This window comes from Microbacterium sp. NPDC080005, from assembly GCF_040702445.1.
Lineage (GTDB): Bacteria > Actinomycetota > Actinomycetes > Actinomycetales > Microbacteriaceae > Microbacterium > Microbacterium oleivorans_D.
On the sequence record NZ_JBFBLD010000001.1, the window covers coordinates 528,899 to 549,034 of the forward strand.

At 66.5% G+C, this 20,136-nt stretch carries 12 protein-coding genes; 5 read left to right on the top strand and 7 right to left on the bottom strand.

Going from position 1 to position 20,136, the window contains the following annotated elements; all coding sequences use genetic code 11:
* Nucleotides 1–8: 8 nt before the first annotated feature.
* Together nrdF and AB0259_RS02575 are read left to right on the top strand one after the other, a co-directional pair.
* The gene (gene nrdF, locus AB0259_RS02570) at nt 9–986 is read left to right on the top strand and encodes a class 1b ribonucleoside-diphosphate reductase subunit beta (RefSeq protein ID WP_064001665.1); all 978 of its coding nucleotides are present in this window, start codon (nt 9–11) and stop codon (nt 984–986) included.
* A gap of 1,433 nt (nt 987–2,419) precedes the next feature.
* Complete coding sequence (locus tag AB0259_RS02575; RefSeq protein WP_366220809.1) at nt 2,420–2,632, top strand: hypothetical protein; 213 nt, start codon at nt 2,420–2,422, stop codon at nt 2,630–2,632.
* A 412-nt stretch (nt 2,633–3,044) separates the two neighbouring features.
* On the opposite strand, the gene AB0259_RS02580 is transcribed toward AB0259_RS02575, so the two are convergent.
* The 4 genes from AB0259_RS02580 to AB0259_RS02595 are packed head-to-tail and all read right to left on the bottom strand — an operon-like array spanning nt 3,045 to nt 10,624.
* The gene (locus tag AB0259_RS02580) at nt 3,045–4,502 is read right to left on the bottom strand and encodes an NAD(P)-dependent oxidoreductase (RefSeq protein WP_366220808.1); all 1,458 of its coding nucleotides are present in this window, start codon (nt 4,500–4,502) and stop codon (nt 3,045–3,047) included.
* A complete protein-coding gene (locus AB0259_RS02585; protein ID WP_366220806.1) occupies nt 4,499–6,754 on the bottom strand; it encodes a glycoside hydrolase family 3 C-terminal domain-containing protein in 2,256 nt (751 codons plus the stop codon). Before AB0259_RS02585 ends, AB0259_RS02580 begins: the two co-directional genes overlap by 4 nt.
* Nucleotides 6,751–9,240: a family 78 glycoside hydrolase catalytic domain gene (locus AB0259_RS02590; RefSeq protein ID WP_366235760.1), complete on the bottom strand. Its 2,490-nt coding sequence runs from the start codon at nt 9,238–9,240 to the stop codon at nt 6,751–6,753. The genes AB0259_RS02585 and AB0259_RS02590 overlap by 4 nt, the downstream gene beginning before the upstream one ends.
* 40 nt (nt 9,241–9,280) lie before the next feature.
* Complete coding sequence (locus AB0259_RS02595) at nt 9,281–10,624, bottom strand: MFS transporter (protein WP_366220803.1); 1,344 nt, start codon at nt 10,622–10,624, stop codon at nt 9,281–9,283.
* A 142-nt stretch (nt 10,625–10,766) separates the two neighbouring features.
* Between AB0259_RS02595 and AB0259_RS02600 the strand changes: the two genes are divergently transcribed.
* Entirely contained in the window at nt 10,767–11,807 is a 1,041-nt protein-coding gene (locus tag AB0259_RS02600) for a LacI family DNA-binding transcriptional regulator (RefSeq protein ID WP_366220801.1), read from the top strand.
* A gap of 342 nt (nt 11,808–12,149) precedes the next feature.
* On the opposite strand, the gene AB0259_RS02605 is transcribed toward AB0259_RS02600, so the two are convergent.
* Genes AB0259_RS02605 through AB0259_RS02615 form a run of 3 tightly spaced genes read right to left on the bottom strand, consistent with a single transcriptional unit; the run spans nt 12,150 to nt 15,164 of the window.
* Nucleotides 12,150–13,430: an extracellular solute-binding protein gene (locus AB0259_RS02605; RefSeq protein WP_366220800.1), complete on the bottom strand. Its 1,281-nt coding sequence runs from the start codon at nt 13,428–13,430 to the stop codon at nt 12,150–12,152.
* Between the two features lie 46 nt (nt 13,431–13,476).
* A complete protein-coding gene (locus AB0259_RS02610; RefSeq protein WP_366220798.1) occupies nt 13,477–14,298 on the bottom strand; it encodes a carbohydrate ABC transporter permease in 822 nt (273 codons plus the stop codon).
* A complete protein-coding gene (locus AB0259_RS02615) occupies nt 14,295–15,164 on the bottom strand; it encodes a sugar ABC transporter permease (RefSeq protein WP_366220797.1) in 870 nt (289 codons plus the stop codon). Before AB0259_RS02615 ends, AB0259_RS02610 begins: the two co-directional genes overlap by 4 nt.
* 266 nt (nt 15,165–15,430) lie before the next feature.
* Between AB0259_RS02615 and AB0259_RS02620 the strand changes: the two genes are divergently transcribed.
* Both AB0259_RS02620 and AB0259_RS02625 read left to right on the top strand, forming a co-directional pair.
* Entirely contained in the window at nt 15,431–17,662 is a 2,232-nt protein-coding gene (locus AB0259_RS02620) for a beta-galactosidase (RefSeq protein ID WP_366220796.1), read from the top strand.
* A complete protein-coding gene (locus tag AB0259_RS02625) occupies nt 17,659–20,130 on the top strand; it encodes a family 78 glycoside hydrolase catalytic domain (RefSeq protein ID WP_366220794.1) in 2,472 nt (823 codons plus the stop codon). The genes AB0259_RS02620 and AB0259_RS02625 overlap by 4 nt, the downstream gene beginning before the upstream one ends.
* Nucleotides 20,131–20,136 lie beyond the last annotated feature (6 nt).

A 20,136-nucleotide genomic window follows, 5' to 3' on the forward strand; every position in this document is an offset into this window, starting at 1 on the left:
AAGAAGACATGACCCCCGAACCCCTGAAGCTCCTCGGCTCGGTCCAGGCGATCAACTGGAACCGCATCCAGGACGACAAGGACCTCGAGGTGTGGAACCGCCTCGTGAACAACTTCTGGCTGCCCGAGAAGGTGCCGCTGTCCAACGACATCCAGTCGTGGGCGACGCTCACCCCCGAGGAGCAGCAGACCACGATGCGTGTGTTCACCGGGCTGACGCTGCTCGACACCATCCAGGGCACCGTCGGTGCCGTCTCGCTCATTCCCGACGCGATCACGCCGCACGAGGAGGCCGTCTACACGAACATCGCGTTCATGGAGTCGGTGCACGCGAAGAGCTACTCGTCGATCTTCTCGACGCTCGCCTCGACGCCCGAGATCGACGACGCATTCCGCTGGTCGGTGGAGAACGAGAACCTTCAGAAGAAGGCCCGCATCGTCATGGACTACTACCGTGGCGACGAGCCGCTCAAGCGCAAGGTCGCCTCGACTCTGCTCGAGTCGTTCCTCTTCTACTCGGGGTTCTACCTGCCGCTGTACTGGTCGTCGAAGGCGAAGCTGACGAACACGGCCGACATCATCCGCCTCATCATCCGTGACGAGGCCGTGCACGGGTACTACATCGGCTACAAGTTCCAGCGCGGACTCGAGACGCTCGGCCAGGCCGAGCGCGACGAGCTGAAGGACTACACGTTCTCGCTGCTCTACGAGCTCTACGACAACGAGGTGCAGTACACGCAGGACCTCTACGACGGCATCGGCCAGACCGAGGACGTCAAGAAGTTCCTGCACTACAACGCCAACAAGGCCCTGATGAACCTCGGCTACGAGGCGATGTTCCCCGCGACGGTCACCAACGTGAACCCCGCGATCCTGTCGGCCCTGTCGCCCAACGCCGACGAGAACCACGACTTCTTCAGTGGGTCGGGCTCCTCGTACGTCATCGGCAAGGCGGTCGCGACCGAGGACGACGACTGGGACTTCTGAGTAGGTATCGGGCGTCAGCGAACCTGAGCTTTTCCAAGTCAAGGTGATCTCTCGTCAGCTCACTTGATCCTTTTCGAGTAGTTGAGCCATGGAAACACTGGGATCGTCTGCGGGGAGGCCTCGGAAGCGAGGCTTCCCCGCAGAAAACACCGATGGGTGGCCGCAGGCGCCGGCTTCCTCTGACGACGTCGAGGTCGCTCGATTAATCGTCGTGAATCTGATCTCTGCGATGGAGGGGCGAGGGGTGAGGGGTGTTGACCAGAAGACAGGCATCGACGAGAAGACACTCCGGCAGCTGATCGCTTGTTCGCACGCCGAACGGGAACGATTACGGCCGAGCGCTCGTTCGCGCCTATCAATCACGGTTCTGACCCACCCAGGTGATGACGCGGGCGCTCCACGAACGTAGTGAAGTGAGCGCGTTCGTAGTGACTCAGGGTGCACAGCGACGACGGAGAGAGGCTCCTGGCGCGTCTGCTCTGAATCAATGCCGGATCGGGCTGACCCAAAGCGACCGGAGGCGCCACCTCTACACCGCCGGGGCGACGGTAGTCGAAGGTCTCCCAGGCGCTACAGGAGTCGCCGCTGACGCTGTGGCGCTGCACCAGTAGGGGTTGCCGCTCGGCCTGTTACTGCGCCCGTTCGAGGCCCAGCCGAGGGCCCAAGATCGATAGAAATGCAGCCGCTATCAGGACCGCGACTCCGCCTGCTGTCGTTCCACCTGGCAGCCCCGACGTGATCGGATTATCTGCGAGAGCCGAGACGTAGATCAGAAGCGCAGCCACGATGACGACCAGGGTCAGAAGCAGACGACCCGCGCCAGGTCGCTCCGCGTCAGCCAGGACCGCTCGAGCGTCGAGCCAAGTGAGCACGATTGTAAGGGAGGTCAACGCCGCGGCGGCTACCAGGCCTACGACAACCAGCCACAGGGCATCTCCGGCAAACGCGGCCACGGCGATGTAAAGCGCTAATCCTTCCGCCGGGATGTAGCGAGCGAGCGACGCCAGCGCGTCCAAGACTGGACGTTGCGGCCCCCCAAGCTGCCGTATGACTGGCGGATAGAAGGCGCGTTCAGCGTAAGAAGAAGCGCTCATGAATCACCCCAAATGATCCGAAAGGCGTCGACTCCGACGCTTGCCACTTTGTACACACCCAAGTTCGCGTTGATCAAAGCAGCACGACTGCTTGGCGAGCACGCTCGGCTTTCGCGCGAGGCAGTCTACTGATCCGACGGGCAACTCCTGGCCGTACATCGGCGCTCAGCCCGTTCGCTCGTTGGCGGGCGAGACGAGAGGGTATCGAGGCACTTGGGCTACGGCGCGCACCGTCACCGATCGCGCCCGAAACCTGGCGGGAACGCAGTCCGGTCGATGCGCAAGGGGCGTTGCGGGTTGCGGAGCCTCCGATATGACCTCCGTATCGAAGGGAGTGTGATGACCCAGGGAGATGTCGAAACATTTTGGCAGGCGGGCAGCTGGCGCAACCGGATCGAGGGTGGCGAGGTGATGAACGGTGAATACCCCGTACGGTCGATCGCGGTCGCGGTGGGCTGCGCGATAGCACTCAGCCGACACGTGGCCCACGTCGTCTTCGATGAGAATGGTGCTGCGATCCACAGGGACGACTTCCGCCGCTTCGAAGAGTAACGATCCAGGGGCTTTAGTGAGTACCCACTAGTCCGATTCGGGGAGTGTACGAGTGTACGAGGCAGGGTTCTCTGGCATCCGCTACTTGGGAGGATTGCCCCGGATTATGGGAGCTTTGAACACCAGACGGTGAGCCCTTCGAGTCGCGTCGAACTCTGTTGTGCCGGCGATCGGGTCTCTTACCGCTGCTCGCATCGCCTCGTCCATCTTCGCCCAGCCGTAAAGCACTGGGCTGCACTCATTAGCGCCCACCGCCCGTTCATCTCGACTATTGCTCGGTCCGCGGCTCGCGGCGGGGGCCGGGGTGTCGTCGGCGCGTCGGAGCCCGTCGAGGTCAGCACCCGAGCCGGTCTGCGGGATGACGCGGCGGAGAACGGCGTCCAGTGCGAGTGCGCGAACACTCGGGCGATGTCTAGGACTGCCAGGGAGCGTGTGCGAGCGCCGGGGACGGTGACTCAACTTGAGCAAGATGCCGATTCGCTTGGGCTTGCTGCGCATACCCCGCTGGGTCACGAACGCAAGCGGGGCACCAGTGTCCCGCTGCGAGGATCAGCCGAGGGCTACCTGCGAAGACATGCTCGAGAGCGCAACGCCAGACCAACGGCGTCGCCACCGAGCCCACCTCCGTGCTGAGCAACTCGCCGCCTCGAAATCGCGCGGCGCCGGCGTAATCCTCGAGCGACCACTGTGCGGGGTCCTTCTCTTCGTCGTAACCGTGATCGAGTAGGCGGGGAACGCGCGACGGTTCGGGCGCTGTGAAAGTGCTCCAATCGCCGATCTCCTCCCACGCCTCCCGCGAACCGAATGACGCCGCTATTTCGTCAGCCTGGTTGGCTCGCACCGCCGCCATGGTGCCGCGGGGCTTGAGCGTGATCGGGCGCATCACGAGATTCTTCACGATCCACGGCGGCACCTTTCCCGCCAAGCGGACCGACGCGGGGACCGCCGCGATTGCACGGTCTAGCGCATCGGTCACGGTGTCTTGACGGAATGGGATGAGGTCATTGAGTCGATCGCTGTCGGTGTACCACTGGCCGTGGAAGTTCTTCAGCGCGAACCAGTTGCGGTCGTACCACCGGCGGATGTCGCGTACACCCAAAGCCTCGGCGATGAGGTTCTGCAGCTGCCAGTTAGTGAGCCGCCACTGCTCGCCGCCGCCGATGTTGTAGATCCCGCCCCAGAACTCGTCGGGAACGTCGACACATGCCGCGCCCACAAGCAGCCGCGCGGAATCCTCCGCGGTCGCCCACTCCATGACGCCCGCAAAGGGCGAATGCGTCATGATCGGGTCGCGGATCTCGAGCATGCCGGGGTGGAAGATGCCGGTCTGGCGCAGCCAAGCCCATCTCGGCAGTCCAGAGTCGATGAGGAGGCGCTCTGCGATGATCTTGGTCTGACCGTACTCGTCGAACTGGGACACCCGCAGCGGGTCGCCGACGCGTCCCCAGTGCACAGGCGCCTGGCGGTCGCCGGTTTCGGCGACCGAGCCGACTCCGACGATTGCGACGGCTCCAGGATTGGGCAGTTCCTTCACCGAGCGGATGAGGTTCTGCATCGCGCCGATATTCACCCGACGCGCGAGCTCGGGCCGCTCGTCCGCGAATGGCGAAACGACGGCCCCGACGTGGAGGACGACATCGACGTCTTTGATTGCCGACCGCACGTCGGTGAACCGCGTGAGGTCTCCACGTACGGTTTCCAGGTTCGGCATTCCCTTGAACTCCTCGAGAGCCGCGTCGTCGGCACGCGTGGGCAAAGCGAAGGCGCGGACTCGTATGTCGGATCGCTCGCTAAACGCACGGAGGGTCGCGCGCCCCCAATTTCCGGTTGCTCCGGTGAGAAGAACGGTGCGGGTCTGCGTCACGGTCATGCCGCCGGCGCGGGCCGTTTGCTGAGCCCGATCAGCTGCTCCAGAGCCTCAACCGGAATCGCGCCGTTCGTGAAGACCAGGAACTGTTGCATCGGCATCGATTCGACCATCTTCAAGCCGTCCGGGTTCTGCTGAGCCTGCTCCGCCTGCTCGGGGGTCATGGATGCCGTGAGCCCGGCCATGAGCTGGGGCCCAACGATGGGGTGCCCGAACCAGTCACCGACCGTCGACTCCAGCGTGAGCTCGCGCACCAGCGAGTCGCCCGCGAGAGTCACCGTCTCCTCCGCGACGACGGATGACGCGTTGTCACACACCTGCACCGCGTACGCACCGGCGGGGACCACCCAGTCGCCCACTTCGATGTCCCAGTACGCGAACGCGCGGCGGTCTAGTTGGAAGTCGACGCGACGCGACTCCCCGGGCTTGAGCACCACTTTCTCGAACGCTCGCAGCTCGCGCAGGGGGCGTCGGACAGGTCCTGTCGAAGTGGAGACGTACACCTGCACGACGTGCTTGCCGGTGCGCTCGCCGATATTGGCGACGGTCACGCCGACTCTCACGGCGTCGTCACCCTCGACCTGGACGTCCAGGGCGTCGGTGCGGAAGGTCGTGTACGACAGGCCGTGCCCGAAGGGGTATCGCACGGGCACCCCGGCGGTGGTGTAATGGCGATAACCGACGAAAACGCCCTCCCCGTACCGCACATGCCCTTGTTCGCCAGGGAAGTTCAGCCAGCTCGGGTTGTCTTCCAAGCGGAGGGGGATCGTCTCGGCGAGATGCCCTGACGGGTTCACTACGCCGAAGAGCACGTCGGCGATGGCGCCGCCACCGGCCTGCCCCAGGAGCCATGCCTCTGCGATGGCGGCGACGTCGTCGTGCCAGCCTTCGAGTGAGACGACTCCGCCATTCGAGAGTACGACGATCGTCGGTGTTCCGGTCGCGGCGACCGCGCGGATCAGCGTCACCTGCTCCTCTGGTAACAGCAGGGTCTCGCGGTCGAAGCCCTCTGACTCCTCGCGGTCGCTCAGCCCGGCAAAGACGATCGCGACGTCGGCAGCGGCGGCGACCTCAACGGCCTCGCTGCGCAACGCTTCGGCATGGCCGGCGGGAGTGTTGCCGTCGAGAGAGAATCCAGGAGCCGCCGTTACCCGCGAGTGCCGCGCCTCGCCGAGCGCGCGCATCTCTTCGAGGGCCGTGTCGACACGGGTCGGGTTGATATGCGAGCTGCCCCCGCCCTGATATCGCGGTGCGGTCGCGAAGGCGCCGACGACGGCGATCGTTGCTCCGGTCGCCAGGGGGAGGACGCCGTCGTTTTTCAGCAGCACCACCGAGTCCGCCGCGGCCCTTCGGGCGACGGCATGGTGACCGTCAACGTCGAGGTCGTCGGTCGCGTCGTGTGGGAGGTCGGTCAGCCTGAGGACTCGCCGCGCGGATGCGTCAACGAGCGCCTCATCGAGGCGGCCATCGCGCACCGCGGCGACGATCTGCGCGTCAGTCGCACCGTGGCTGCCAGGCATCTCCAGGTCCATACCTGCGCGCACACCTTCGACACGGTCGCTGACAGCGCCCCAGTCAGACACGACCGCGCCCTCAAAGCCCCAGTCGTCGCGCAGGACCTTGGTGAGCAGCCACGGGTTGTGCGAGGCGTAGACGCCGTTGACCTTGTTGTACGAGCACATGACGGTCGCCGGCTTCGCCTGGCGGACGACTCGTTCGAAGGCAGGGAGGTAGATTTCCCGGAGGGTGCGCTCATCGACGTCGGCGCTGATGCGCATGCGCTCAGCCTCTTGATTGTTCGCCGCGAAGTGCTTGACCGAGGCTCCCGGTCCGGCGCCCTGGAGGCCTTGCACGTGGGCGGCACCGAGCTCACCAGAGAGCAGCGGGTCTTCGGAGTAGTACTCGAAGTTGCGACCACATAGCGGCGACCGCTTGATATTGATGCCCGGCCCGAGAACGACCGATACGCCGAACGCTGCACCTTCATCGCCGACTGCAGCACCGACGGTGCGCGCGAGCTCCCGATCCCAGCTGGACCCGATGGCGACGGCTGGAGGGAAGCATGTGGAGGGAAGGCTGTCGTGGATGCCTAGGTGATCGGCATCGCCTGCCTGGCGACGGATGCCGTGCGGTCCGTCGGTGAGCACGATCGAGGGCACGCCCGCCTCGTCGATCTCCTTCGTTGACCAGAAGTCGCGCCCGGAGAGCAAGGAAGCCTTCTGCTCAAGGCTGAGGTGGGAGACGTCGACGGTCATGCGGATGCTCCTTCAGAGGCGCGAGCCAGGGCGGCGGCGAGGTCGTCACGCAGCTCATCGGACGCACCGGGCACGTACTCGAGCATGGTGCTGACGGTCATGAACGCCGCTTCCGGGGCGTTTCCGTCGAGGGGTACCCCGGGGAAATGGGCGGAAAAGGCACCGAAGAACTCCCGCCACGCGGCGGGGTCGTCAGCGATTTCTTTGAGGGTGGAATCGAGGTCGTAGCTGCCTCCCGCGGCCGCGGGAATCTCGTAGGTCCAGCGGTGCGTCCCGCCACCCACCTCGTGTGTCTCTCCGTCGGGGTGCGACGGGAGGACGACCTCGGCAGTGGCGCCGTCCGGAACCATTGCGATGAGCGTCATGCTCTGCCCGTCGCGCTGCCACGACACCTCCACGTCGCCGGCGACAGTCGTGTGTCGAAGCGACGCCGAGGTGAGACCGCCGCCGACCTGGGGAGCGATCCGCATATGGGTGTAGCCCGGCTCGAGCGCAGAGAGCCCGCCGATCGTCCGGTGCATCCAATCGACCACGGCGCCGAGAGCGTAATGGTTGAGCGACGTCATTCCCGAGGGGTTGATCGTGCCGTCAGGGCGCACCGAGTCCCAACGCTCCCAGATGGTGGTCGCGCCCATTGTGACCGGGTAGAGGAACGACGGGCAGCCGGTCTCCATGAGCAGGAGGTAGGCCTCCTCGAGGTGTCCGGTGCTGGATAGGGCATCTGTCACCAGGGGCGTGCCTGCGAAGCCTGTCGAGATGCGGTATCCGGCCTTCGCGACAAGGCGGGCAAGGAGATCGCCCGCGTGCGCGCGCTGCTCGTCGTCCAGGATGCCGAAAGCGATCGCTAGAGAGTACCCGGTCACGGTCTCGCCGGCGACGCGCCCTTTCTCGGTCACATACTCGCGGCGGAAGGCGGCGCGCACGCGCTCGGCGAGGGCGGCGAACTCCGCAGCATCCTGATCATGACCGAGAACGCGCGCGGTATCAGCCATCTCGCGCGTCGTCTTGCACAGGTAGGCGGACGCGACGAGGTGACGGTCGGTCTTGCCGCCGGCCGGGTTGTCGTCAGGCGCATCGGGGTCGAGCCAGTCACCGTACTGGAAACCGCTGCTCCACAGTCCATCCCCGTCGAGGAGACCTTCGACCTGACGGATGAAGGATGTCATCGATTCATAGGAGTTCTCGAGGATCGCGCGGTCGCCGTACTCCCGGTACAGCGCCCACGGCAGACTCACCGCTACGTCGCTCCACAGTGCCGTGGGAGACGACGGGGTCGAGAGGACATCGGGCACGACCCACGGGACGAATCCGGTTGCCTTTTGCTCCACGGCGAGGTCCTGAAGCCAGGAGCGGAGCACCCCCCGCACGTCATAGAGGAACGCCGCGGTGGGAGCGAAGGCATTGATGTCGCCTGTCCAGCCCAGCCGCTCATCACGTTGGGGGCAATCGGTCGGGACGCCCACGAAGTTGTCGCGCATCGACCACACCGCGTTGGAGTGCAGCTGGTTCAGCAGCGGGTCAGACGTCTCGAGCCAGCCGGTACGGCGCATGTCGGAGTGCGTGACGACGGCGGAGATGGTGGTGGGGTCGACCTCTCCGGGCCAGCCGTCGAGTTCGACGTACCGGAAGCCATGAAAGGTGAAGCGCGGCTCCCAGGTCCTGGTGCCGCCGGCGGAGATGAAGCGATCGGTCGCCTTCGCTGTCCGCAGCGTCTCGACGTCGATCTCGCCCCCGGTCATGACCTCTGCATGCCGGAGGGTGATGACGGTTCCCGCCTCGGCGGTGACCGTGAAGCGCACGCGACCCGAGAGGTTCTGGCCGAAATCGACGACTGTCTTGCCCGAGGGCGTCGTGAGGATTTCGACGGGGGGAAGAATTTCGACGCGGCGGATGGGCTCGGCGGGGGAGTCGGTGAGCGCCTCGAGCGGCCACTCGACCACCTCGACACCCTCCCATGACGAATCATCGAAACCCGCGACATCCCACCCTGCCTGCTCCAGGCGAGCGTCGAATGTTTCGCCGTCGTAAATGCTGTTGTCCCTGGTGCCACCGGTGCCGGCGCGGAATGTCGCATCGCTCCCGATGATCTCGGTGCGGTCGCCATACTCGAGAACTAGCTCGGCGAAAAGTGCGGGGCGCGTGGTGTAGTGATTGCGCTTGTTCTCCCACCCGAGGCGGCCCAACGCCCAACCTTCGCCGACGATCGCAGCGAGGACGTTTTCGCCTAGCACGAGCGCATCGGTGACATCGTGCTCGGCCACGACGAGGCGGTGACGGTACGAGGTCCACCCTGGTGCCAGGACCTCGTCGCCCACGACCGTGCCGTTCAGTCGCGCCTCCATTACGCCGAGGGCCGTGGCTCGGAGGGTTGCCCGCTTGGGCAGTGACGTGAGTGCGAAGGGGCGACGGAGGTACGCGGCGGCCTCCCCCTCTGCCCCTGTGGATGACATCGGGGTGATGAAGGCGCCGAGTCGGGATGTCGTCATTTCTGTGGAGCTCTCTGCTGCAGGGGCGGAAACGAGGGTCTTAGCGGACCGAACGGATGCGGAGCACAATCGCTCCGGCGGCCACGACGCAGACGGCGCCGATGACGTAGAGCAGCGTGTAGTTCCGAGCTTCTCCGGTGACCCCGACAAGCAGAATCCCGGAGGCCACGAGAGGTGCAACGGACTGCGGGATGGAAGTTGCGAACCCGACGATGCCCATGAAGCGCCCCGCGTTATTCTCACGCTCGGGGAGTACGTCGAGGAGGAGCGCCTGGTCGACCGCGGCGAACATTCCCAAGCCGATCGATCCCAGCAGCGAGCCCACGATGAGGAAGGTGAGGTCGGGGGCGAATCCCTGCGTGAGCATGCCGGCCGCCATGATCACCCCACCGACGAGCACGAAGATCCGGCGGCGGTGCAGGCGGTCCGAGAGGAAGCCGCCGCCCAATGCCCCGAGCGTAACCGCGAGGATTCCGCCGAGGCTGAGGGACGCGATGACCCCGGTGACCGACTCAACGGGGACGCCCATACGGTCTGCGAAGAAGAACGCGGTGTAGGTCGTACTGAGGGTGATGCCTGTGTAGAAGAGGAAGCGGCCTAGCCAGTTCCAGGAGAAGTCTGGGTGCTTGCGTGGGTTGTAAATGTACTTGGAGAGTAGCTGCGTCACCGTCATCGGGTCCTTAGGTATGCCGCGGCTATCGTCCTCGTGAACGAGCACGACGAAAAGCGTGACCAGGATCACGCCGAAGGCGCCGGGAACCAGGAAAAGCAGAAGCGGGTCGCCGGTGAAGAACTGAGCGATCACCACGCCAAATACAGGAGCTATCTGGGTCGCGAAGCTGCTGAGCCCCGCCACACGGCCGCGCTGCGACTCGGGGAGTCGGTCGGCTTGAGAGATGTTGAGGTTGCTCAGCGTTGTGCCCCATCCCCATTGCGCGAGGATCCAGCCGAAGCCGACGATGAGCACATTCGGCGCCAGTGCCATAACCAAGAGGGAGATCACGCCGACCAACATGCCGCCGATCATGAACGGGCGTCGCCGGCCGAACCGCGTGCGCGTGCGGTCGCTCCAGATACCCATGAAGGGCGAAGTGAGCATGACGAAAAGTGCGCCGGCTCCTGTGATGAACCCGAGATATTCCGGGTGCCCCGGGGCGAGCGTGTTCACGCGGATCGTCAGGGAGATCGCGAGGGGAGTAATGAATGCCATGAAGACGCCCAACTGCGCGAGCGTCATCAACCAGATGTAACGCGCGCCGACCTTCGGTAGTTCCGCTGCCGCGTCGCGATCGGTTATCAGCTCCGACGCCGCACCGGGAGCGGGTGGAACCGGATGCGGCATGGGAACGTCGGTGGCTGAGTTGTGGTCGGAGGGGGCGCTCATCGTGGAGACTCCATTGTCGGATAGCGGTCGGCGCTGAAACGTTTCAGCAGCGTCACTTGCGCGTGCAAGCGGGAAGAATCTATCAGGGGACAACTTGCGCCCGCAAGTAGAGTGAGCACATGCACGCGAAGAAGGCGATGACGTGACGACGGGTTCGCATACGCGCCGCGCTACCGCGGCCGATATCGCGCGCGTCGTTGGGGTTTCCCGCGCCACGGTGGGCTACGTGTTGAACGACACCCCCGGGCAGTCCATCTCGGCAGCGACTCGCGAGCGGGTTCTCGACGCCGCGCGGGCCCTCGGCTACCGCCCGCGTGCGGCCGCCCAGGCCCTTGCGAGCGGTCGGACACGCATCGTCCTGTTGATTCTGCCCGACTGGCCCCAGGGTTTCAGCGTTCACAACTACATCGAGGAGGCGTCACTCATCCTCGATGAGGCGGGGTACTCGCTAGTCACGTGGACGCCCCACGCCACGGGAAAGACCCGCCCGCTATGGCAACTGCTAGACCCAGACGTGGTGTTTGGGTTTCTGCCATTTGCAGAGGCAGACGTTGCGGCCATGCGCGAGCAGGGCATACGCGTGATCATCCCCGACCCGAACGACGCGACGGCTGTCGACGACGGCGACACTGGAGGCCACGGCCCGGTCCTCCAGGTCGAGCACCTAAGCGATCTTGGACACCGCCGGATTGCGATCGCCACGACACCTGACCCCCGCCTTGTCAATCTCAGCCGTCAGCGAAGCGAGGCCGCGCAACGAACAGCAGCGGCGCTTGGAGTGACATGCGAGCCGCCAACGCCCGTGACCGCTGCCAGAGAAGATCTCGAAGCGCTCGTCCGCGGCTGGGTTGCTGAAAGTGTCACCGGGGTCGTCGCTTACAACGACGACATCGCGGCGATGGTCATCGGTGCGGCAATGGCTGCCGGGGTGGACGTGCCGGGCGACCTCTCGGTGATCGGCCACGATGATTCTCCCCTCGCGTCCCTCTTCATCCCTCACCTTTCGAGCATCCGCATCGACGGGGCGGCACTCGGTCGGCTCATCGCTGACCTCGTGCTGGCGAAGCTCGAGGGGCGTGAGGCGGACGATACAGGGGGGCGCGCCTTCGAGCAGATCATCCCCCGAGCGTCGACGGGGCCAGTGAAGAGTCTGCCCCGATCAGGTGCCATCCCGGCTGACTAGAGGAGACGCGGCGAGGGGCTCACGAACATCTGACCAGTGCCGTCCTTGGAATACACCGAGGAATACGGCCGATCGCGGATGATCACTCGGTCCGGCCGCAATGGTGGTCATGACCAACCATTCATGCGCCGGGGCCGCGTTAGGTGACCGCTACCTCAAGTCGATGTCGTCACAGGCAAACGGCTGCGATCAGGCTGAACCGGAGATCCAGCCCCCGCGCTCCGCCCTGACCGGGCATTCTCTGAACCCCGAGGCCTGATGCCGCGGCGATAAGGACACGGCGAGACGGTAGCACCAAGGGCCGCGCCTCCTCGTCGGAGAGCGCGGCCCGTGGTCCGTGTTTTATTGCTGGAAGGCCGCGTCCATTTTCGACAGGACTCCGTCGACGGTGTCCTGACCGCTGAAGAGGGCCTGGACGCCGTCAAACATGGCGGGCTGGACCGTGGTGCTGGGCCAGAGCTGGTCGGGCCACGTCGAGATCTTGTTCTCGGAGACGTATCCGCTTACGAGCTCGGCGACCTGGCTGTCCTGCGTGAGGTCGCCAGGGAGGGCGGCGGTGTCGCCGTACGACGTCGCGTAGGCGATCTGCGTCTCGGGGCTGGCGAGGAAGTCGAGGAACTTCTTCGCCAAATCGAGCTTCGAGCTCTTCGAATTGACAGCGAAGGACGGACCGGTGGTCGCGGAGAGGTACGTGTCCTCCGCGTTGTCCGTCGCCGGGAACGCGGCATAGGTGAGCTGCAGACCGTCAGGGCCGGTGGAGGCGATGGCCGCTGTTTCGGCTGCGACGCTGACCGTCGCGAGCGTGTCACCGCTGCGAATGCCGTCCTGCGCCTCGGAGTACGGCGTGCCGTTTGGGGACTCGTTGAAGCACCCCGCGTCGTCCAGTTCGAGGTACTTGTCGAGAGCGTCGGCCCATGCCGAATCGGTGAACGTGGCCGTCCCGTCGACTTGCTGCTGAGCGAAATCGGGCTGGGAACCGTAGACGAGCGTCGCGGTCAGCGCGTATGGGATCAGCTGCGTGGTCCACGTGTCGGCGAGGCCCAGGCCGTAGGGCACCTTGCCGGCATCGGTTGCGGCCGAGCAGAAGTCGAGCACCTCCTGCCACGTCGTCGGGATCGCGAGGCCCAGCTCGTCCAGCTCGCCCTGGTTATAGATGCCCCCGATGGAGGAGAACGTCATCGGCACCGCCACAAGAGCGCCGTCGGAGGTGCTGAGAAGGTCGCGCGCTGCGTCAGGGATCTCCCCGGCCCACTCGGCGTCGGAGACGTCCGCGAGGAAGCCTTTGTCGCCGGCGATCTTGACGCTGACGTTGTTGCCGGTGCCGGGGAAGACCTGGACGACGTCTGGGGCCGTGTTGCCGGTGAGCTGTGTTGCGGTGATCTGCTGATAGTTCTCGGGGGAGTCGCGGATCTCGACTTTGACGCCGGGGTGGGCCGCCATGAAGTCGTCGATGACGGACTTCATCGCGTTTCCGCCATTGGTGCCGACGGTAAGGGTTTGCGCGTCCCCGCCCCCGCCGCCGGTGCCGGCGGGAGAGGTGGAGCATGCCGCGAGCGCCGTAGCGCTTACGGCGATCACGAGGGCAGCGGTGCCCGCGCGTGTTGATGTCTTCAGTGACAGCATGATGTGCCTTCCGGGTGATGGTGCAAGAGAGGCGGAACGGGAGTGTTCAGCCCTTGAGACCTGATGCGAAGCCCTGCATGATGAAGCGCTGCATCAGGAAGTAGGCGATGAGGATCGGGATGACCGAGGTGATCAGAGCCGAGAAGACGAGCGGCCAATTGGCGCTGTAGACGCTCACGAAGGTGTAGACCGACAGCGGGGCCGTCTGACTGCTGCTGCCCGCCAGGTAAAGCAGGGGCGTGAAGAAGTCGTTCCACACCGACAGGGCGGTCAGGATGCCGATCGTGCCCGTGACGGGACGGAGCAACGGAAACACGACCGACCAGAACATCCGCAGTGACCTCGCGCCGTCGAGCGTCGCGGCTTCCTCGTAGTCGCGGGGGAGGTCTCGGAGGAATGCGGAGTACAGGAAGATCGAGAACGGCAGGAACCCGCCGACGTTGATGAGGACCACCGCGAGAGGGTTCCCCACCAGGCCGAGCGAGGCGAAGCTGAGGTAGAGCGGCAGCATGGCGAGCTGGCCGGGGAAAAGGAAGCCTGCGAGGAACAGGTAGAACAGGCCGCGCGAGAGCCGCTGCAGTCTGCGGGTCAGGGTGTACGCGGCCGTCGCCGACAGGCCGATGATCAGCGCCACCGACACGGTGGTGATCACGGCGCTGTTCACGATGCTGGGGCCCATCGCCGATTCGTTCCACGCCGTCGCGAGGTTGCCGAGGTTGAGCGGCCAGGTGAAGCCGAGGAATCCCTCGGTCCCGTTCGGATCACGCAGTGCCACAGCGAGCAGCACGAACATCGGGATCATGAAGATCACGGCGACCGCGACGAGGACGACCTCCAGGGCAAGCGTGCGGGTCGTGTAGCGGTTCATCCGAGGGCCTTCCGCTGGGTGAGTCGGAACTGGGCGAATGCGATGACGCCGACGAGGACCGTGAGCACGACACCCTGCGCGAGCGCGCTCGGGTACTGCAGATAGGTGAAGGCCGTCTTGTAGACGAGTGTGGCCATCGTCTCGCTCGCGCCTGAGGGTCCGCCCTCCGACATGGAGAAGACGGTGTCGAACTGCTTAAGGTTGGCGATGAGTGTCAGCAGGAGGTTCACGACGATCGCGCCGTTGATCAGCGGGAGCGTGATCGACCAGGTCCGGCGGAACGAGCCCGCCCCGTCGATGGCGGCGGCTTCGAGAGCTTCGGCGGGTACGGCCTGGAGCCCCGCGAGGTAGATGACCATCGAGTAGCCCGCGCCCTGCCAGATGATCGCTGCGCAGATCGAGTAGATGACGATGTCGGGGTCGCCGAGCCAGTTCTGCTGCAGCGCACCGAGCCCGACGCTCTCGAGGAAGGTGTTGACGGTGCCGTTGGGGGTCAGCAGATACCGCCAGAGGTACCCGGCCACGATCGGGGTGAGCACGACGGGGAGGAAGAACACCAGGCGGAGGACGTAGCGGCTCTTGATGGGGGCGTTGAGGCCGAGGGCGAGGAGCAGACCGACGACGTTCTGCCCCACCGTCACGACGATGGTGAGCAGGAACGTGTTGACGATCGCGCGGATCGAGTTCGGGTCGGAGAGGACGCGGGTGTAGTTCTCGATGCCGACGGCGTCCCAGACCGAGCCGAGGCCGTCCCAGTTCGTGAACGAGTAGAACAGGCCCTGACCGTTCGGCCACAGCACGATGGCCGTATACAGCGCGAGGGCCGGCACGACGTACCAGAACGGCGGGCGGATGCCGGTGGCCACCGGCATCCGCTTCTTCCGCACTCCGGGCGCAGACGGTTCCGCCTGTCGTGCGGACGGCAACGAGCCCACCTGCACGGTCATGACGCGACCTGGAACGGACAGTAGATGCTTCGCACCGAATCTCCCTCGACCGGCACCACGATGGCGCGGACTAAAAACGTTTCAAGCCGCGACGATAGAACGTTCCCGAGGTGGTTGTCAACGAGAAACTAAAACCGATTTTAGGTTAGGGTGGCCACGCCTACCGCCACACGAAAGGGTGCCCTGTGACAACGACTGTCGCCACGACTCTGATGGCCGAGGTCCAGCCGTGGACAACGCCTCTTCGCCCGCATCCGATGACACCCGCCGCCTCGAAAGGCCCGGGCCTCACCAACCGCTACCTCACCCGGGACGGCGCCCCGTACTTCCCGGTGTCGGGTGAATTCCACTTCACCCGCGTCCCGCGGAGCGAGTGGGACCGGCGGCTGCGGCTGATGCGCAACGGCGGACTCACCGCCGTCGCGGCGTACATCTTCTGGAACCACCACCAGCCGCGTCCCGACAATCCGCCCGCCTTCGACGGCAACCGCGACGTCGCCGGCTTCGTCGACGCGGCCGCCCGCGCGGGGTTGGACGTCATCCTCCGCATCGGGCCGTGGTGCCACGGCGAGGTTCGCAACGGTGGGTTCCCCGATTGGGTGCAGCACGCGGAGGTCGCGCACCGGACGGACGACCCGGCCTACCTGGCGCTCGTCCGGCCGTGGTTCGAGGAGCTGGGTGCGCAGCTCGCCGGGCGCCTGGGAGAGGGAAGCCGGGTCATCGGCATCCAGATCGAGAACGAGCTCTACGATCAGCCCGGCCACATCACGACGCTGAAGGGCATGGCCGTGGAGGCGGGGCTCGTCGCCCCCCTGTACATGGCGACGGCATGGGGCGGTGCTCAGCTGCCCGCGCACGAGGTGCTGCCGATGTTCGGCGGGTACGCCGACGGCTTCTGGGTCGACGCCGATGCGCCGTGGGACGACACGTTCCGCGAGCATTTCTTCTTCAGCCACGTCTGGGACGATCCCGGTATCGGTGCCGACGTCCGCGCTGCGCACGACACGCAGGCCCCGGCGGATCGGCGACCGCCGAGTGACGAGTTCCCCGCCGTGACCTGCGAGCTGGGCGGGGGGATGGCCACGGCCTACCACCGTCGACCGGTCCTCGACGCGGCGGACATCGCCGCGGTGGCCAACGCGAAGATCGGCAACGGCTCGGCGTGGCAGGGGTACTACATGTACGCCGGGGGTTTGAACCCGGGTCCCGGGCTGCAGGAGTCGTTGGTGACCGCCTATCCAAACGACATGCCGGAGTACGATTACGACTTCCACGCTCCCATCGGTGCGGCCGGTCGACCCACCCGCACGCATGCTCTGCTGCGGACCCAGCACGCGTTCCTCCGGCACTTCGGGTCTCACCTCGTGCAGATGCCGTCGACGCTCCCCGACTCCGGTCCTCGCGATGTGCGCGACGGATCCACGCCGCGGTGGGCGGTGCGATCGGATGGCACGACCGGCGTCGTCTTCGTGAACTGGCAGCAGCCGCACGACACCCTCGATGACATCTCTTCCATCCGATTCCACATCCGCACACCCGAACGGGACATCGTGTTCCCCGATGACCCGATCGGTATCCCGCAGGGCACCGTCGCGCGCTTCCCGTTCGGTCTGTCGGCAGGGCAGACGGAAGTCGATTGGGCAACGGCGAGTCCGCTGGCCCTCCTCGACCGCCCCGGTGGCGGTTCGGTGCTGGTCCTGCTCGCGCACGAGGGTATTCCGCCTCGCGTCCAGATCGGAGGCGAGGTGCGGGAGGCGACAGGCTCGACGTGGGCGTGGGTCGTCGGCGACGACGCCGTCGTCGTCCTCGCCGCGGAGCACACCTTCGACGTCTGGATGATCGACGATCAGCTCTATCTGAGTCGCGACGAGCTCGACGTCGACGCCGAGGGAGTCATCGCGTGGTCTCGGACGGGTGACCCCGTCCGCCGGCTCGACCTCGACAGCCTCCGCGTGCGCACGCTCGAGCCCACCGGCCCGGATGTCCTCGCGGCGCGCGACTTGGCCGTCGTCGCCGGAGCGACGGGCGCGGGGCCTGCCGCGACCTACGGTGCGCGTGAGGGCCGGGCTGCGGCACCGGGCACCCAACGCGTCATCGAGGATGGCGACGAGTACACGGTGGAGGTGCCTGCGGATCTGCGCGCGCACGCGCTCGAGGCGACGATCGACTGGATCGGCGACGTCGCGGTCGTCCACGCCGACGGAGTCATCCTGAGCGATCGCTTCTGGGACGGCACGCCGTGGAACGTCCGAGTGCCGGCGGGCACGTCGCGGTTGACGCTCCACGTCCTGGGCTTCCACCCCGACGCGGCCGTCTGGCTACATCCGGTCGCCCGCCGCAGGCTGGCCGAGGCACCTTCCCACGGGGTGATGTCGGTCAGCGCGCAGGCGGCCGATCAACGACGCCGACACCGATGACGCCGCGCGCGTACGCCCTCAAAGCCGGCGGGTGGACCGATCCGGTCGGCATCCACAGTCCGACTCCGCCCCTGTCGTGGCGGGTGGGCGGCGCTGCAGACGATCTCGAGGGGTTCGTCGTTCGCCTCGCGGGTTCCCCGGACGAGTTGCCCGCCGCTGCCGAGCAACCGGTGCCGGGTGCCTTCCTCGAGTGGCCCCGGCAGCCCCTCAGCGACGGCGAGGTCGTCTACTGGCAGGTCGGCACGCGGGCGGAGGGGGGCATCGAGTGGTCGGATGCCGCACGGATCGAAGCCCCGGTGTGGGATCTGGGCGCCGCAGCCGCGATCACCCACCCCGCGTGGGTCGACCCCCGCGCGGATGTCGGGATGCCGGAGCTCGCGACATCGCTGCTGATCGAGGACACGGTCACCCGCGTGCTCCTGTCGTTCACCGGAAACGGAGTCGTCGTCCCGCTCGTCGACGGCAGGACGGCGATCGCGGGGGAGTTGGAACCCGGGTACGCGCAGCCCGGCGGGAGTACCCCCGCGGTCACGTGGGACATCACCGATGCCCTGCCGCCGGGTGCACGACGACTCTCGCTGGCACTGGGCGGCGGGATGGCCTACCTGCCGGATCTGCCGGGCCGGTACACGAAGTACCTGCGTACCGGTCAGTCGCTGTGGGTGCGGGCCCTCATCCAGATCTGGCGCGCCGACGGCACTCGGCAGACCGTCGTCACGAGCGGGGACTGGGAAGCCCGGTCGTCGGGGACGACCGTTGCGCACTGGTACGGCGGGGAAGTGGATCACGGGCCGGGCGGCGATGCATGGACGCCGGCCGTGGAGGTCGCCGCGCCGCCGCACCACTGGCGAGCCGCGCCATCGGTCAGGGTCGTGGCAGAACTCGACGGCACCCCCACCCGCGACCGGGGAGGGAAGCAGCAGTGGGACTTCGGTGTGAACACCGCCGGGCGGCCCCGGATCACCGTCACCGGCGACGAGGCGGCCACGATCACACTCATCCCCGGTGAGATCCGGGGGACAGACGGTCGGGTCGATCAGTCGACGACCGGTTCGCCCATATGGGACAGGGCCGTCCTCGGACCGGCGCGCCGGTCGTGGTCGCCCCGATTCGTCTATCACGGAGGGCGGTACCTCGATGTCGAGGGTGCTCCAGCCGGCACCACGGCGACGTGGCAGGTTCTCCGAGCCGGGAACGAGTCCCTGCTGCGGTTCTCGAGTTCGTCCGACTTCCTGAATCGCCTGCACGGTGCGGTCGATCGCGCGGTGCAGTCGAACATGTTCACCACGTTCACGGACTGCCCCCACCGCGAGAAGCTCGGCTGGCTCGAGCAGCAGCACCTCTGCTTCGACACGCTCACGTACGGCTACGACGTCCGTGCGCATCTCACCGAAGCCGTGCGGCAGATGGTCGCCGCGCAGACGCCGGAGGGGCTCATCCCCAACATCGCACCCGAGCATGTCGTCTTCGACTACTGGCCGCACAAGGGCGACATCACCGCCTTCCGCGACGACGTCAACTGGGGGCGCGCGATCGTCGAGGTGCCTCTGCGGCTGCACGAGCAGTACGGCGAGGTCGCCGCTGCGCGGCTGGCCTGGCCCGCCGCGCAGCGATACCTGTCCTACCTGCAGACCCGGGAGGAGGCGGGGCTGCTGCGCCACGGGCTCGGCGACTGGGTGGAGATCGACGAGTCGACGCCCGTCGAACTAGTGGCGACATGGGGGTACGCGAAGGCGCTCGACGGCGCCGCGGCGCTCGCGGGGCTCCTGCACTACGATGACGCCCGCCGGGCCTACTCGGCGCACGCCGACCGGGTCTGGCGCAGGTGGCGGGAGGAGTTCCGCGACGAGGATCCCGGCTCCTGGGGCTCCGGGAGTCAGGCATCCCTCGCCCTCGCTCTCGACTCGCGCGCAGTCCCTGATGAAGAGCGCGCCTCCCTCACGGCGGCGCTCCTGGCTGCCGTCCAGCGGGCCGGGAACTCGTTCACCGTGGGTGAGATCGGCCTCCCCGCGCTCGTGCGGTCCCTCAGCGCGGCGGGTCGCGACGATGTCGTGATGGACGTCATCTCACGCACCGACGTGCCGGGGTACGGTCGCCAGCTCGCGCGCGGCGCGACGGCGCTCCCGGAGTCATGGCACGGCTCCGACGGTGAGGCGGGCGTCATCTCCCAGAACCATTTCATGCTCGGAGCCATCGACGGATGGATCATCGGTCGTGTCGGCGGGCTGCGGCGGCACCCGGACGACGTCGGCTGGCGGCGGGTCGTCGTCGACCCCGCCACGGTGCCCGGGGTCGACCGAGCCGCCGTGCGCTACGAATCGCCCTTCGGGATGTACGAGGTGGCCTGGGAGAGGAGCGCGCGGGGTTCCGAGCTGACGGTGACGGCACCACCCGGCTCTAGGGTGGAGATCGCGCGCCCCTGGCAGTGGGGGGAGATCTCCACCACCAGGATGATGCAGCGGCGCTGACGGCGG

Bases quoted from the DNA above. Each gene is read 5' to 3' on its own strand.
- nrdF (WP_064001665.1), top strand. From the start codon at position 9: ATGACCCCCGAACCCCTGAAGCTCCTCGGCTCGGTCCAGGCGATCAAC.
- AB0259_RS02575 (WP_366220809.1), top strand. From the start codon at position 2,420: ATGACCCAGGGAGATGTCGAAACATTTTGGCAGGCGGGCAGCTGGCGC.
- AB0259_RS02580 (WP_366220808.1), bottom strand. From the start codon at position 4,502: ATGACCGTGACGCAGACCCGCACCGTTCTTCTCACCGGAGCAACCGGA.
- AB0259_RS02585 (WP_366220806.1), bottom strand. From the start codon at position 6,754: ATGACCGTCGACGTCTCCCACCTCAGCCTTGAGCAGAAGGCTTCCTTG.
- AB0259_RS02590 (WP_366235760.1), bottom strand. From the start codon at position 9,240: ATGACGACATCCCGACTCGGCGCCTTCATCACCCCGATGTCATCCACA.
- AB0259_RS02595 (WP_366220803.1), bottom strand. From the start codon at position 10,624: ATGAGCGCCCCCTCCGACCACAACTCAGCCACCGACGTTCCCATGCCG.
- AB0259_RS02605 (WP_366220800.1), bottom strand. From the start codon at position 13,430: ATGCTGTCACTGAAGACATCAACACGCGCGGGCACCGCTGCCCTCGTG.
- AB0259_RS02610 (WP_366220798.1), bottom strand. From the start codon at position 14,298: ATGAACCGCTACACGACCCGCACGCTTGCCCTGGAGGTCGTCCTCGTC.
- AB0259_RS02625 (WP_366220794.1), top strand. From the start codon at position 17,659: ATGACGCCGCGCGCGTACGCCCTCAAAGCCGGCGGGTGGACCGATCCG.